A 14,453-nucleotide genomic window follows, 5' to 3' on the forward strand; every position below is an offset into this window, starting at 1 on the left:
ACCGAGCCTGAAATCTGCCGATTTTGAATACTTAATGTATTGATGCTGACTGATCACGATATGCCATGGCTCCCAAATTGGGCTACATATCCGTCAGATCATAAATATCGGCAAATAAGAAAGGCTGCAGGGAAATGATGGCTCTTATTCGACAGACAGGATTATTCCGCCTTAAAACCAAATACTCTAATGCAGCCAGAGCCAGCTGGAAGGCAGCCAGTAAAGAGTTCACATATGCTCTTGGTGAACAGCGTGGGCATACCGCCGCAAGGATGGCACTTACAAAAGCCAAGGCGGAGTTCTCCCAATACCTGCACAGTCATGATGGTCACTCGACGCTCAAACCACTGACCCCAGTTGTACTCAGAAGTGACCAGATCGCGAAGTATGAAAGAGAACTGCTCGCAGCACTGGATATCGACAAACAACCGAATACCCGGAATATTGCAATTTCCGGAACTCATTCGGCGGGTAAAAGCTCATTCCTCCATTCATTTACTGAACGAAACCCACAATACAATTACGCAAAAATGTCTCTGGGCCGGTTTAACGACATAAAGCCGGTTAACAGTACTCAGAATGAAAAAATGAGTGATATCGAGCAGGACATAATACAGCAGCTCTTATCCAGTACCTCCGGTAAACAGCTTGCAACTGACACCCCGCTGCAGACTGAAGCCGGCAGATGGAAGAAGTACTCCGGTATTCTGGCTGCGTTTCTGACCAGCTCATCCATAGCAACGCTAAGTTATGTCAGTGGAAACCTGGGTATTAATCAAAGTACAACCGTGAAAGCTCTCAGGCTGTATCTACCCGACCATCTGATCATTTTCTTAAAGAAGTATGCCCCTTTACTGGCAGAGTTTTCATTATTCTTTATGGCAACCATTCTGGTTCTGTTTTTATTCAAAGGGTTGCAGAAGTTGAGTGCAGGTTGGACTGGCAGAGCCAATCGACAACACATGACCGAAGTACCCACGATATCCAGCAGTTACCTTGATCAGATCACGCAAGCCTTTGCTCAAAGCAAGCAGAGTGTAGTGATCATAGAAGATTGCGCTAATCAGCTTCAGGCATTTGAGGCGTTATATCGTATAAACAGACACCTTAATGGTTCAGCTCAACTTAAGCAGCCCATCTATTTTATCTACGCTCTGGAAGATGAAGCACTCACAGCGAGAGATAGAACCCGTTTATTTGACCTGATTATCCCTATCGTGCCGGTCATTAACATGGCGAATGCGGGACCAAAGTTGTATGAACAGCTGGAAACCATAAAAATGGGTGGGCAAAACGTTACAGACCTTCTCAATAAAGAGCTGATCTATAAAGTAGCCGATTATATTGATGATATGAGAGTCATTACCAATATCGCCAATGAGTTTGATATCTACCTCCACAAAATCACCAATAACATTGAAGAACTGAACAAAAACAAGCTCTTTGCGATGATGGTTATTAAAAACCTCTACCCCAAAGAGCATGCTGAACTTACGCATCATCGGGGTATTCTATGGGCAATATTCAATGAGTTTGCCAGGAAGAAGAGGGACACAATAGAAGAATATGGCCTTAAGGTTGAGCAGTATCAGGAAGAAGCTGGCAGTTATGAGAATGCTTATATCAAAAATATAAAAGACCTCAGAGCGACCTACTGGTTGAAGATATTTGAAACTATAAAAAGCGATTCAGGTCAAATCTCCACTAGAACCACTGGAAAAATAACAGTTTGTGATTTTGTAGAAAATCATTTCTGGGAGCAGGCATACCAAACCAACGATATCATTCACATCGAAAAAACGACCCGCTATGGTCAGAAATCAATACCTACCGGCTTAACACTCAGTGAGATAGCCAACAGCACCAAACCAACGTATGAAGACAGGGCTAAGCTGATCAGTAAAGATATACAGCTCACCAAAGCCTATATTGAGGTACTGGAACGCACCAAAAATAAGCTGCTTAGCAGCAAACTGTCTGAAGCCCTTTCGGAAGGAACAATCGGCGATTCATTCCTTCGAGAATTAACAGAAGAGCAGTTTGGTCCTGTACTCTACCTGATCAGGCAGGGGTATTTTGCTGAAGACTATAAAGATTACCTTTCCTACTTCTACCCTGGTTCAATCAGCAGAGATGACAAACGACTCTCTCTCCGGTTAGGCGAAGGGCAGTCATTCGAGTTTTCTCAGAAAATTGATTCGCCAAAAGCATTACTGAATCATCTGACACCTTCTGACCTCTCCGAAGGACGAGGACTGATTAACGCCATTGTTTCTCAACTATTGGATAGCCCTGAAGCCAACTATAACGGCTACTCAGCCCAGAGCTTTCTCTATGAAATATTTGATGTATCAGAGGAACGATTTGGACAACTGCGAGACTTTATCTGTCAGTATATGCTTAGCGAATATGACAATCTGAGACAGCTGTTTTCCACTATATTTACCATCGATCAGTCACTGATTATCCGCTGTATTACTAGCAGCAGTTCAGTCAGTCTGCCAAAGGCTGAACTTATTGCAGAGATCCTGCCAGTTCTTATTTCAAATGATCACAGGGATTTGAACATTAAGGTAATTCCGGTGATCAATGCACTTGAAGATATTCGCCCTGTGTTCAAAATCAGCAATAATCATCCGAAAGTACGGCAATGGCTGCAGGACAATGCGATCAAATTTGATCGACTGTCGCTCAAACACTGCTCACCGGAAATCGCCTCACGAGTCATCGAAGACTCAATGTATCAGCTGAACACACACATGATGGCTGTCTTATTGGCATTTTCGAGCGAGGATAAGCCATCAACTCCAGCCAAAGTCAGTTACTCAGCCATTTGTTCTTCTGAAAATCCAACCCTGATTAGCCAGGTTCATGACCAGCTAGATGCATTTGTTAAAACGGTACTGCTTAACCTGCCTCAGCTTGATGAAGAGCAGCCCTATCTCATCGACCTGCTTAATAGCCAGAAGCTTGAGCTTTCTGACCGCATCAAACTAGCATCACTTTCAGGCCAGGCTGTTAGCAATATCAATAAAATCACAGATAAGGCACTGAAAGTCAGGCTATTTGAAGAACACCTGGTTGCAGCGAGCTGGAATAATGTTCAGGCGCTCTTTGAAATGGGTGATAAAACGACCATCAGCCCAATGTTGATGGCGTTTATTTCAGCTCCCAATAACTCTGAGCAACTTTCTCAACAGTCTTTATCTTATAACCATCGCTTGGATAACCTGCTTTCCGCCCTGATCTGCAATGAAGAAATCACAGAGAAAGCCCTGAGCAGTTTGCTTTCAGCATTTCCAGCCATTCTTATCGAGCAGCTGGAACCAGAACACATTTCCCCTGCCAGAATGACCTTGCTTCGCCAACTGCCCAGCTGCCAGTTCACTCTGGAGACACTTAACTGGTTTGCTCGGTTTGAGGACAGGTTCACTGATGATGCTTATCAATACCTGCTACGTTTCTGGGATGAATATAAGCACAAGGCAAAAGGGACTAACCATTTAACGGTGAGTACTGTACTGAAACTGCTCTCCAATAATGATATTTCACTGGATGAGAAGCTCTGGTTGTGTGATTTGTTAAACCATGAGAACGAAACAGATGACAAGATTCTCACTGAAATGCTTTCATTGATTACCTCTCAGCCTTATGAGAATTTCAATTTAAAAATCGGTTTTGATCGACTTGAGGTTTTGATTGAATCCGTAGCAACAGAAAAAGAAAAAGTTCGTCTATTGGCTCAGCAAATTCCACATTTGTCCTGGCCAGAGATTTCAACACTACTGTCAAAAGTCAGTATCGCAGGCTTTGATAAGTTAACCAGTAAGAGCTACCAGTTTTCGGTACCCAATACAGAAACAAACCTTGAGCTTGTCGATGCACTGAGAATTGCAAACTATCTCGGAACCATAAAGGCCTCGGACAAGAGTCAGACAATAAAAGCGTATGTCAAAAGGTCAGCGATGCAGTCTGTCTGATGTTAAAACTGCATAAGCTGTTGTCTGATAGGCAGTTTACTTTTCACAACTCGACCTTTTTATGCTTCCAGGAAGCAAAAAGTCTGGTAAATGTGGCCGCACCATATACAGAATCCTATGGGGTGCTCTCTCAATTTGATAACTGACTCATAGGTTAGCTTCAACCTTTCCAGTCATGAACTCAGACCAAAGTTGTTCCCAGCGCCCCTTACTCTGGATCAGTGCTCTTGTTGTCAAAAGCACTTCCGCTCCTGTTGCTTTCCACCTCATTCCAGAACCACATAATCGTTGCTTTACCAGAGTCTTACAAGCCGCTTCAGTAACTCCTGAACCTATTGGCCAATGGCGTTTAAGCGCCTGATGATAATTCATTAACTGGTGATTGTTTGTAAAATAGCTCACAGCTTTGTAGCGCTTCTCTGTCAGTGCGATTGTCTTTTTCGGGAGCTCGGCTGATTCAATTTCCTGAAGGATTTTTTTGGCTGCTCCACGCTTGTTTTTCAAACTATGTAGCCTGTCTTCAAGCCACTGGTGTCGCTTCGCCTTACTGGTTGGAAACAGTGCTTCCGCTGCTCCAGCTAAATATTCAGATGCATGATAAAAATCGAGTATCTGCCCAGAGGTATGTTGTTTCAAATAACTCCAGTTTTCTCTAGCCCCGTCAGCTACCCCGATGTATGTGGCATTTGGGTAGAGTCGTTTTAGATCTGCAATCTCCTCGTCGAGCTTGCTCATAAAGCTTTGTTTACCATACTCTGGCGAACTGGCTGTATATATCGTGTGGAGCCTGTCTCCATCTGCAGAATATAGGCTCAATGTCCCACACATGGCTTCCCTCCAGCCTTCTTCACAAAGCAGCATGCAGGTTCCATCCAGACCAATGGCTATTGTTTCAACAGGCTCTTTTAGTGGAGGAAGGTGGTAGTGAGTGTCTTGCTGGTCTTCAATTAATGCACCTACTCTGTCCGATAAATGCTTGATATAAGAATTTGGTAACTATTCAGCACCCAGCAAAGGCGTATTGTTGTAATTTCGAACCGCTTTAAGAAGCGCCTGAAATATGTTCAACCCCTGCTTTTTAGCAGATGATAAATAGCTTCGGATTCGGGTAAACATGGTACCTCCGTCTTCGCTTCTGAAGCAGCCTGAGATCTTCTGCTTAAGTTTGGCCATCCTGGCATCACGTTCACTGCCATTGTTATCGAAGGGAATTGAAAAGTCCGACATGAAGCGCAACGTTTCAACCTTAAACTCAATAAGCCTTTTGAACAGGTTGTAGGCCTTGGTATTCCTGACCTTCTTACGTCCAAGCACCTGTCGTTGTTTTTCCATATAAGCGGTTTCCTTCGTGAGAGCCCTTTGAAGGATTTGGTCGTATATCGTCTCAATGCGAAGCTGTATTGCACCAGGCATTTGAGTCAGACCGGCTGCTTTGTATTTCTTGCAGAAGTGCCAGGAGAGCGTAAGCAATTTCATCAGCCGCAGAGCCAGCTTATTCGCATCCCTATCGACAACTCCCTGAAGCTCTCTCAGATGATGGGCATTACAAAGCACATGCACTGCCGCATAGGCAAAGTAGGACTTCCAATGATCGTGAACCAGAATGCCTGCAAAAGTCAGCAGGATGCCCATTGCATCCATTGCTTCACAACCTCGCCTTTCTGAGAGGTAGTAAAGCGTCCATTGGTCATCTCGCATAATGTGTAACCACCACAGTGAACCGTCAACCCGCATGCCAGTTTCATCCGCTCCTGCAACCGGACTTTCTTGTAAAGCATCGCGGATACTCTGCTCAGTAGAGGCCAGGTTCTCATGGGTATAGGCAACAAAATTGGCAACAGAGCCTGCGCTGACACTCATGCAATAAATAGTATTGAAATACTCAGACACCCGGTGATATGGGATGAAGTGATACTGGTTTAAATGAACAGCCATTGCCTGAGTCACTTCTCCGTATTGAGCAGCGGCTTTCACTCCTTGGGGAAACTCAGCGGTGTTCCGTTTACCACAAGGACATACTTTAACGTCTGCCCAGTACGCGGTAACTTCAAATTCTCCGGGTCTACCTGGATCAAAAACCTGTCGCTCAATGTATTTGGTGGGTTTAATATCGATAAGCGAAGACTGGCAACAGCAACATTTTTCAACCTTCAGATGCCTGACATAATCGGGTAAGGCGACACGTCTCAAACAAGAGCCTTGATGACCTTTCTGGCCACCTGGTTTATTGCCTGAAGATGGTCTAAGGCTTTTGGGGTTCGGTGTTTCCTGTGAGGAGCAGGGGGCTTCTTTGGAAGATGTATCACCTTTATCACTCCCTTTTTTACTGGGCTTTTGATAACCATCTGACGATGGTGGCTTACTACTGTTTTGACTGTTTTTATTAACCCTTTCTTCCAGTTCGCTGCAACGTTCCCGTAAAAGCGCATTCTCGGTCCGAAGCTCTTCATTCTCTTTAAGGAGAGCTTCGGTAAACGGAGTAGCTGGGAAGTCTGGTTCCATACTGGAGATTTGTTAGAAAAATTGAGTATAAGATGATGGTCGAAAAATCAGAAAATTCCAGATTTATATGAAGGGTGCTGAATAGTTACAGAATTTGAAAGCGTCCTTTGATGGTTGGTCTCAAAATCTTCTTTTACCGCAGGCGCTGGCATCTGGCTGTATTTCCAGGCGATAGACTTGGCAAATTTGGGGGTAGCTGAACCAATAATACCGGCACGAAGATCAAGTGCTGCCAGAGTACTGCCACCTCTGACACCCTGATATACGGAGCGCTCCAAAGGTATACGACCGTATAAGGTTTCATAGTGCTTAAGAACCTTTCCTTTGTAGTTCCACTTCTGCTGATTAACGACGATAGGTTCTTTATTGGGTGATTCAAATAGCCCCAATAACTCTTTTGTTCCAAGCTGCCCGGCTTCATTGAGTGCACGCTGTAAACTATCTTCAAGATTCAGCATGTTGCCTGAATCTATAGAAACTTCAATTTGCAAAACGATGCTTTTGGTAGAGCTGGAAATAACAGAAGCGGGCATGACAGTTAACTATTATGAGTGGTGTTCCCATAGTAGCTGTGAAAATAGAGCACTATTGTTTCAATCATTCAGAGAGAGCACCCATCCTATGTGTTGTATTTATATGAAGTCTGACTCTTAGACTAATTCATTTAAGTTATCCATAAAGCGTAAATAATCAGAAACCAATTAGTAAATTTCTGGTCTACAAGAGCTTTCTGAATGTCTGAGAGGTAGTTATGGATTCTTCTGCTAGCAGGTAACTATTCAGCACCCTTCATATAAATCTGGAATTTTCTGATTTTTCGACCATCATCTTATACTCAATTTTTCTAACAAATCTCCAGTATGGAACCAGACTTCCCAGCTACTCCGTTTACCGAAGCTCTCCTTAAAGAGAATGAAGAGCTTCGGACCGAGAATGCGCTTTTACGGGAACGTTGCAGCGAACTGGAAGAAAGGGTTAATAAAAACAGTCAAAACAGTAGTAAGCCACCATCGTCAGATGGTTATCAAAAGCCCAGTAAAAAAGGGAGTGATAAAGGTGATACATCTTCCAAAGAAGCCCCCTGCTCCTCACAGGAAACACCGAACCCCAAAAGCCTTAGACCATCTTCAGGCAATAAACCAGGTGGCCAGAAAGGTCATCAAGGCTCTTGTTTGAGACGTGTCGCCTTACCCGATTATGTCAGGCATCTGAAGGTTGAAAAATGTTGCTGTTGCCAGTCTTCGCTTATCGATATTAAACCCACCAAATACATTGAGCGACAGGTTTTTGATCCAGGTAGACCCGGAGAATTTGAAGTTACCGCGTACTGGGCAGACGTTAAAGTATGTCCTTGTGGTAAACGGAACACCGCTGAGTTTCCCCAAGGAGTGAAAGCCGCTGCTCAATACGGAGAAGTGACTCAGGCAATGGCTGTTCATTTAAACCAGTATCACTTCATCCCATATCACCGGGTGTCTGAGTATTTCAATACTATTTATTGCATGAGTGTCAGCGCAGGCTCTGTTGCCAATTTTGTTGCCTATACCCATGAGAACCTGGCCTCTACTGAGCAGAGTATCCGCGATGCTTTACAAGAAAGTCCGGTTGCAGGAGCGGATGAAACTGGCATGCGGGTTGACGGTTCACTGTGGTGGTTACACATTATGCGAGATGACCAATGGACGCTTTACTACCTCTCAGAAAGGCGAGGTTGTGAAGCAATGGATGCAATGGGCATCCTGCTGACTTTTGCAGGCATTCTGGTTCACGATCATTGGAAGTCCTACTTTGCCTATGCGGCAGTGCATGTGCTTTGTAATGCCCATCATCTGAGAGAGCTTCAGGGAGTTGTCGATAGGGATGCGAATAAGCTGGCTCTGCGGCTGATGAAATTGCTTACGCTCTCCTGGCACTTCTGCAAGAAATACAAAGCAGCCGGTCTGACTCAAATGCCTGGTGCAATACAGCTTCGCATTGAGACGATATACGACCAAATCCTTCAAAGGGCTCTCACGAAGGAAACCGCTTATATGGAAAAACAACGACAGGTGCTTGGACGTAAGAAGGTCAGGAATACCAAGGCCTACAACCTGTTCAAAAGGCTTATTGAGTTTAAGGTTGAAACGTTGCGCTTCATGTCGGACTTTTCAATTCCCTTCGATAACAATGGCAGTGAACGTGATGCCAGGATGGCCAAACTTAAGCAGAAGATCTCAGGCTGCTTCAGAAGCGAAGACGGAGGTACCATGTTTACCCGAATCCGAAGCTATTTATCATCTGCTAAAAAGCAGGGGTTGAACATATTTCAGGCGCTTCTTAAAGCGGTTCGAAATTACAACAATACGCCTTTGCTGGGTGCTGAATAGTTACGCTAGCAGTTCAACCTCAAGCATAACTGGGCAAGGAAACATGCTTGTTGCCTCATCTCCTGTTGAGAAATCGGGATCAACAAACACAGAGAAACTAGAAAACAGGTTACCAACTCCAAATCCCCATGATCTGGCATCTGCTCCCAAAACAACAAAAGCTAATGATCATGGTATCACCATAATTTCAGGAGATACTGTTGAGCCTCATCTCGCCACCCCTCATAAAATGGTAGCTATGGCTAGTGCTGAAGATATGACAATAGAAGGCTCACCTGTTCACTCTACAGTAGCTGCAACACCAGAATCAGATCATGAGGCTGATGTAAGTAAATCTGAGTCGGATGGCAAATCACAAGCCTCTCATACTTCACAAGCAGAACCTTTACCAGAAGCGAAAGCTACTGAGCATGGGGTCAAATCAATTCAAGGTGATACTGTTGAATCTGATAACACTGCCTTAGCAACTCAAGCTGAAAGCCATCAGGCAGCTACGGATAAAGCTGCACCGATCAGTGATTCAAAAGTATCGAAGAGTGAACAAGGTAAGTCTCCATTAGAAGGAGAGCTTATTACGGCAACTAAAAACCTCCCGATGAGAGAGGATGAAATTGTGATGATGTTTCGGTTGAGTGGGAAAGCTCCAGAACCTGATGACCATACTTTTCTACTCAGAAAAAACACAAATCGTAAGGACACGACAGAAGACGAAAAACCTGATTATACAACAGCAGGAAAGTTGAAGGGCAGGTACAGGCTATCTGTTGAACACAAGCATATTCCTGGTATGACAATTGCTGAACTACTTGGCTCGCCAGAGAAAGAGCCCACGATAAAGCTAGGCTACATTCACTTTTATACTTCTGCAAAATCTACCCATATAGCAGGTAAAAATCCTATACCCATTAGATGGGATTCTGATGCAAATGAGCATTATGTAGACATTGACCTTAAAAATGATGCAAATCATGTTGCTGCGTACTTACACCCAATTCCAACTAACACTTCAGCAGAGGTTTCTCTTTCGATGACTCGTGTAGCCGACCTACCAGAAAAGTCATCAACTACAACAGGTGAGAAGCCTACAGAAGCCAAGGATAAAGAAACCTCAGCTTCAGGCTCACAACCAGAGGCAGTCGGTAACAAAGCAGCCTCTGAGGATGACATTGTCGAGCTGCCAAAAGCCCCAGAAACAGATGTTGAAGAGTCCAGAAGGGACTCATCTCTATTTAGCTGCTGTGGTATTACAGGTATTAGAGAACGACTGACTAAACCTCATCCAGCAGCCGGAACATAAGATTCTGCGTTGCCGGTTGATGGCATAAAGTCTTTGGCCTGCTTGGCAGCAGGTCAGCTCATCAACAAATCAAACTGCTCAATAATCAGCAACAGCTTCTCACCTTCCAGCCGCTCAAGAGGCAAAGCCTCTTCTGCATAGGACTTGATGTTTGAACCCTTTGGCAACGAGCCTCCCCCATCGATAATCGCCCTGACACGGGGAACAAAAATCCACTGTAACCACTGGCTGAATGCCATGGTATCCATGCAAAAAGGTGTGGTACTGGCCATGGCTTCAACGGATGGAGGCATGGGAAGCCAGACATCCTGCCTGCGCAGCTCTGACTCAATGGCTTCCAGCAAAACAATAACTTCTTCAGACATATCAACTATTTAACGCACGTAACAAATGATTGATTTTTCGTTCCAGCATAAAACCTGGCCCCAGACTCAATGCTCGCTCAGCCAGTTGTCGGGACTGTTCAAAGCGCCCCTGATCCTGTCGAAGCAAGGCCAGCTGGTAATAAACTTCCGGAGCCGTTGGGCTGATGCGCATCGCGCGTCCAAGTGCGCTTTCAGCTTCATCAAAACTGCCAGCTTCTCGGGCATTCCAGGCCTGATTCAATAATGTGCCCAGTGCATCCTGACGCTGTTCATAGGGTGACGATGACACTTCAGGCTGCTCTTCCTTTATCAATACTGGTGTAGAGCAACCCGCCAGAGCTCCAGCAAAGAGCAGGGCAACTAAAAGCCGGGGTGGAAAAGATACCGCTTCTCCACACCGTTCAGTACGGGAGATGGTGTAATACGTCATTCAAACCACCCTTTAATTTTGTCAAACAGGGAATCCTTCACATCGGCCTTGCAACCGGCGTAAGCCTGCGGTTCCGAACCCTTGATATAGGGTAACTGCATAGCGCCTTCACAGTAACGATGACTGCGACCATTTGCAGATGGGTTCACCCAGATGCTTGTCACATTACTGGCACCCAATGATTTTACGGACTGAACCGGCACGTTCGACATAAAGTTACCCCAGATCTTCAACGCACCACTGCTGCCAGTCAATTTTGTCGGGCTATTGTCATCGTGACCAATCCAGGTCACCGCCACCAGATCACCAGAGTAACCGGCAAACCAGCTATCTCTGAGATCATTGGTGGTTCCTGTTTTACCACCCAGCTTAATATCATTATCCACATACTGGTATACCCTGCGCCCCGTGCCGTCTTTCATGACAATACCCAAAGCAGTACGCAGCAATTCCATTGGTCCCGGCTCAAAAACCCGCTCTACGGAAATGCTGTAACGGCTGAGTGGCCTACCCTGACTGTCAACCACAGCATCAATCGCCCGCAACGGCATACGGAAGCCACCACTGGCAATGGTTTGGTACATTTTGGCAACCTCAATCGGAGCCATTGATGGAGAGCCAAGCAATACCGATGGATAAGGTGGTAACTCCTGCTCAATACCCAGTCTCTTAAGGGTATCCAGTACCGATGACAAACCAACAGCCATACCGGTATTGGCTGCTGCCTGATTATAGGATTTCGCCAGTGCCAGATAGAGTGGCACCTGCCCATGAGATTCACGACTGTAATTCTGTGGCTCCCAGTAACCACCACGACCATCACTGATTTTTACCGGCGTATCATTGACGGGAGTCGTTAATGTGTATTGCCTGGGCCGTTCAAGGGCTGTCAGGTAGATAGCTGGCTTCAAAAGGGAACCAACCGGTCGGCGAGCTTCAATGGCACGGTTGAATCCGGCATACCCCGGGTTCCGATCTCCCACAACAGCAAGAAGGTCGCCCGTCTGAGCAGAGCTAACCACCATCGCCCCCTGAAGCTGATTGTCCTTACCCAAAGCCTTTAACGTACGGGTAACACTGTTCTGTGCCTCCCGCTGAATCACCGGGTCCAGGTTGGTGAAAATCCTGAGTCCCTCGGAGGTCAGATCCTTCTCATCATAATCCTTGCGCAGCTGCTCCTTAACCATATCGATATAGGCAGGAAAATCGTTGGTACTGACCAGCTCTCGACTGACAACGCCTAATGGGAGCTTTTTGGAGCGTTCAACTTCCGCAACTGGGACAATCGAGCGCTCAGCCAGGACATCCAGCACCAGGTTTCTTCTCTCAAGGGCGCGCTCAGGATATCGCCTTGGGTCGTAATAGGAGGGTCCTTTGACCATGGCCACCAGCAAGGCGGTCCTTGCCAGGTCTAACTCCTTGAGAGGCTGGGCAAAGTAAAACTGGCTGGCCAGACCAAAGCCATGAATAGCCCTGCGCCCATGCTGCCCCAGGTAAACTTCATTTAGATAGGTTTCAAGAATCTCTTCTTTGTCGTAATGCAGCTCAAGCAGCAGCGCCATAATGGCTTCTTTACCTTTCCGAACCAAAGTGCGCTCATTGGTCAGAAAGAAGTTTTTCACCAATTGCTGTGTAATAGTGCTGCCCCCCTGGACGACACCGCCAGCTTTCAGGTTGGCGACCATGGCTCGGGCAATGGAGGTGGGAGAGATACCAAAATGGTCGTAATAGTCCCTGTCTTCAATGGCCAGTAGTGCAGGAATCAGATATCGGGGAGCCTGAGCGGTTCGAATCAATAAACGATCTTCATAACTGGCTGGATAAATACCACCAATGGGCTGAGGATCAAGCCTTAACAGAGGCAGGCTCTTACCATCTCGCCCTGCGAGGCGAATAACCTCACTGCCTTGAAAGTTAACCTTCACATAACGCGATGGTTCAGCCCCATCAGGAAAGTGAAACCCCCGGCTATAAATAACAAACTGACTGCCATTCCGGGCAAAAGTACCTGGGCGGCTCACATCCTGAACCGCCTGATAGCCCTGACGCCTGAGCTGGGACTGTAGATCACCTGGCGTTATCAGCTTACCCACATACAATTCAACAGGACGTGCAAATACCTTGGCTGGTATTGCCCACTTTTTGCCTTCAAATTGCTTAGTGACTACGGCATCCAGATAGACAGCGTAAGCGGAAACCAGGGCCACCAGCGTCAAGCCGAGCTTGAACAGGATGGATCTCCAAGATACCGGATTACCCTGTTTTTGCTTTGAGGATGATTTGGTCTTTTTGGCAGGCTTGCCTTTTTTAGTCGTCGATTTCTTTACCATGTTGGCGATTATACGCTAGAGCCTGTTTATGATCTTTTTCGGAAAACGAAAGCGATCGAGAAATTTCTATATTAGAACTTACGCATTGACAGCTCTGATAAAAGATGGTCTCAGCCAGTCTTTACCATCAGAGAAGCTCTTAATGAAGTCCCAAATAGCATCCTTGAGCGCATCATTCTTAACGCGATAGATGCTACTGAGAGATTCAGATACTTTCTTGGCCTGAAGGCAGGCATACCCAAAGATAGAGGCAAAAATATGGTTCCTGACCTGCTGCTTTCCTCTCACCTGAAAGCGCTCAATACTGCAGAGTTGTTTCAGCGCCCGGTGATACTCTTCGATCGCCCAATGGTGCAGGTGAAGTTCATTAAAGCCTACCTGTGGTGATACCTCTGATCCAGCATGGGGTGTGTAGACGACGTAATGGCGCAGCTCGTTTTTTAGCCGCGTCCGGTACAAACGCACAGAACCAAAATTACGTAGCCAAACGGTTATTCCCTCTTCAGGAATCTCCAGGCTCTGCACTTGTTGGTAGTCACCCTTTTGGATAGAAACAGTACGGTTGCTTTTAACGGCAAACATAAAACCCAGACCGTTGTTTTTCACAGTCTTCAGGTTTGCGGCACTGCTATACCAGGAATCCCCCGTAACAAATGCAGGTCGTAAGCCCCATACAAGTACTTCTTTCAGCATCTCGAGAAAATAATCATTTTTGGACTTTCCGTCCGCAGAGTCATAGATACGGAAATTGACAGGAAGGCTATAGCCTTTGATATCGGTGTAATAGAGCGTTATGAGATTAATGCCCTTGACGGCTTTATGATGCTTGCCCGAGTAATGATAGCCGATGAATGCCGTGTAGTTACTGTACGGCTTATCCAGCACCGTATCATCAACCGATAGCGTGCCCCCATCAAGAATCAGCCTTGCGGCTACTTCCATGAAAAGGTCATTGGGAGCAAAGTCTTCACGTTGTAGAAAACGGTTAACGCTGTGGTGTGACATATCTCCGATCTCACTAAGGCGAGTACAGGTTGCTGATTTCGGCTCACACAATAGAAACCCTGTATATTTCGGCAAATCACACCCAGCTGTTGTAGGTCTTGTTATCTTTCTACGCACGACGACATCCGCTATTTTTTGCTGATCTAGCAATTTTTACAGCTGCCTGTCAATGCGAAAG

Annotated in this window: 10 protein-coding genes; 3 read left to right on the forward strand and 7 right to left on the reverse strand. The window is 45.8% G+C overall.

What is annotated here, in order from left to right; all coding sequences use genetic code 11:
- Nucleotides 1-134 precede the first annotated feature (134 nt).
- Nucleotides 135-3,980, forward strand: coding sequence for a hypothetical protein (locus tag ACOCLE_RS20120; RefSeq protein WP_419533970.1), 3,846 nt, complete (start codon nucleotides 135-137; stop codon nucleotides 3,978-3,980).
- A 147-nt stretch (nucleotides 3,981-4,127) separates the two neighbouring features.
- Here the strand turns inward: ACOCLE_RS20120 and ACOCLE_RS20125 are convergent, their stop codons facing one another.
- The 3 genes from ACOCLE_RS20125 to ACOCLE_RS20135 form a co-directional block, all read right to left on the reverse strand.
- The gene (locus ACOCLE_RS20125; RefSeq protein ID WP_419533971.1) at nucleotides 4,128-4,841 is read right to left on the reverse strand and encodes a hypothetical protein; all 714 of its coding nucleotides are present in this window, start codon (nucleotides 4,839-4,841) and stop codon (nucleotides 4,128-4,130) included.
- Nucleotides 4,842-4,976: 135 nt separating this feature from the next.
- The gene (gene tnpC, locus ACOCLE_RS20130) at nucleotides 4,977-6,482 is read right to left on the reverse strand and encodes an IS66 family transposase (RefSeq protein ID WP_419532963.1); all 1,506 of its coding nucleotides are present in this window, start codon (nucleotides 6,480-6,482) and stop codon (nucleotides 4,977-4,979) included.
- 47 nt (nucleotides 6,483-6,529) lie between these two features.
- Complete coding sequence (locus tag ACOCLE_RS20135; RefSeq protein WP_419533972.1) at nucleotides 6,530-7,015, reverse strand: hypothetical protein; 486 nt, start codon at nucleotides 7,013-7,015, stop codon at nucleotides 6,530-6,532.
- Nucleotides 7,016-7,342: 327 nt separating this feature from the next.
- Between ACOCLE_RS20135 and tnpC (ACOCLE_RS20140) the strand changes: the two genes are divergently transcribed.
- Nucleotides 7,343-8,848, forward strand: coding sequence for an IS66 family transposase (gene tnpC, locus ACOCLE_RS20140; RefSeq protein WP_419532963.1), 1,506 nt, complete (start codon nucleotides 7,343-7,345; stop codon nucleotides 8,846-8,848).
- Between the two features lie 43 nt (nucleotides 8,849-8,891).
- Nucleotides 8,892-10,145 carry a hypothetical protein gene (locus ACOCLE_RS20145; protein WP_419533973.1) on the forward strand — a complete coding sequence of 418 codons (1,254 nt, stop codon included), beginning with the start codon at nucleotides 8,892-8,894 and terminating at the stop codon, nucleotides 10,143-10,145.
- Between the two features lie 53 nt (nucleotides 10,146-10,198).
- On the opposite strand, the gene ACOCLE_RS20150 is transcribed toward ACOCLE_RS20145, so the two are convergent.
- From ACOCLE_RS20150 to ACOCLE_RS20165, 4 genes are all read right to left on the reverse strand, one after another.
- Nucleotides 10,199-10,510 (reverse strand): YqcC family protein, encoded by a 312-nt coding sequence (locus ACOCLE_RS20150; protein ID WP_419533974.1) that lies wholly within the window; start codon nucleotides 10,508-10,510, stop codon nucleotides 10,199-10,201.
- A gap of 1 nt (nucleotide 10,511) precedes the next feature.
- Complete coding sequence (locus ACOCLE_RS20155) at nucleotides 10,512-10,940, reverse strand: tetratricopeptide repeat protein (protein WP_419533975.1); 429 nt, start codon at nucleotides 10,938-10,940, stop codon at nucleotides 10,512-10,514.
- Nucleotides 10,937-13,270: a penicillin-binding protein 1B gene (mrcB, locus tag ACOCLE_RS20160; RefSeq protein WP_419533976.1), complete on the reverse strand. Its 2,334-nt coding sequence runs from the start codon at nucleotides 13,268-13,270 to the stop codon at nucleotides 10,937-10,939. The genes ACOCLE_RS20155 and mrcB overlap by 4 nt, the downstream gene beginning before the upstream one ends.
- Before the next feature lie 78 nt (nucleotides 13,271-13,348).
- Nucleotides 13,349-14,392 (reverse strand): transposase, encoded by a 1,044-nt coding sequence (locus ACOCLE_RS20165; RefSeq protein WP_419533005.1) that lies wholly within the window; start codon nucleotides 14,390-14,392, stop codon nucleotides 13,349-13,351.
- Between the last annotated feature and the right edge of the window lie 61 nt (nucleotides 14,393-14,453).

The sequence above is a fragment of the Endozoicomonas sp. genome, assembly GCF_965196975.1.
Classification (GTDB): domain Bacteria; phylum Pseudomonadota; class Gammaproteobacteria; order Pseudomonadales; family Endozoicomonadaceae; genus Endozoicomonas.

Bases quoted from the DNA above. Each gene is read 5' to 3' on its own strand.
- ACOCLE_RS20125 (WP_419533971.1), bottom strand. From the start codon at position 4,841: ATGCTGCTTTGTGAAGAAGGCTGGAGGGAAGCCATGTGTGGGACATTG.
- tnpC (WP_419532963.1), bottom strand. From the start codon at position 6,482: ATGGAACCAGACTTCCCAGCTACTCCGTTTACCGAAGCTCTCCTTAAA.
- mrcB (WP_419533976.1), bottom strand. From the start codon at position 13,270: ATGGTAAAGAAATCGACGACTAAAAAAGGCAAGCCTGCCAAAAAGACC.
- ACOCLE_RS20120 (WP_419533970.1), top strand. From the start codon at position 135: ATGATGGCTCTTATTCGACAGACAGGATTATTCCGCCTTAAAACCAAA.
- tnpC (WP_419532963.1), top strand. From the start codon at position 7,343: ATGGAACCAGACTTCCCAGCTACTCCGTTTACCGAAGCTCTCCTTAAA.
- ACOCLE_RS20145 (WP_419533973.1), top strand. From the start codon at position 8,892: ATGCTTGTTGCCTCATCTCCTGTTGAGAAATCGGGATCAACAAACACA.
- ACOCLE_RS20155 (WP_419533975.1), bottom strand. From the start codon at position 10,940: ATGACGTATTACACCATCTCCCGTACTGAACGGTGTGGAGAAGCGGTA.
- ACOCLE_RS20135 (WP_419533972.1), bottom strand. From the start codon at position 7,015: ATGCCCGCTTCTGTTATTTCCAGCTCTACCAAAAGCATCGTTTTGCAA.
- ACOCLE_RS20150 (WP_419533974.1), bottom strand. From the start codon at position 10,510: ATGTCTGAAGAAGTTATTGTTTTGCTGGAAGCCATTGAGTCAGAGCTG.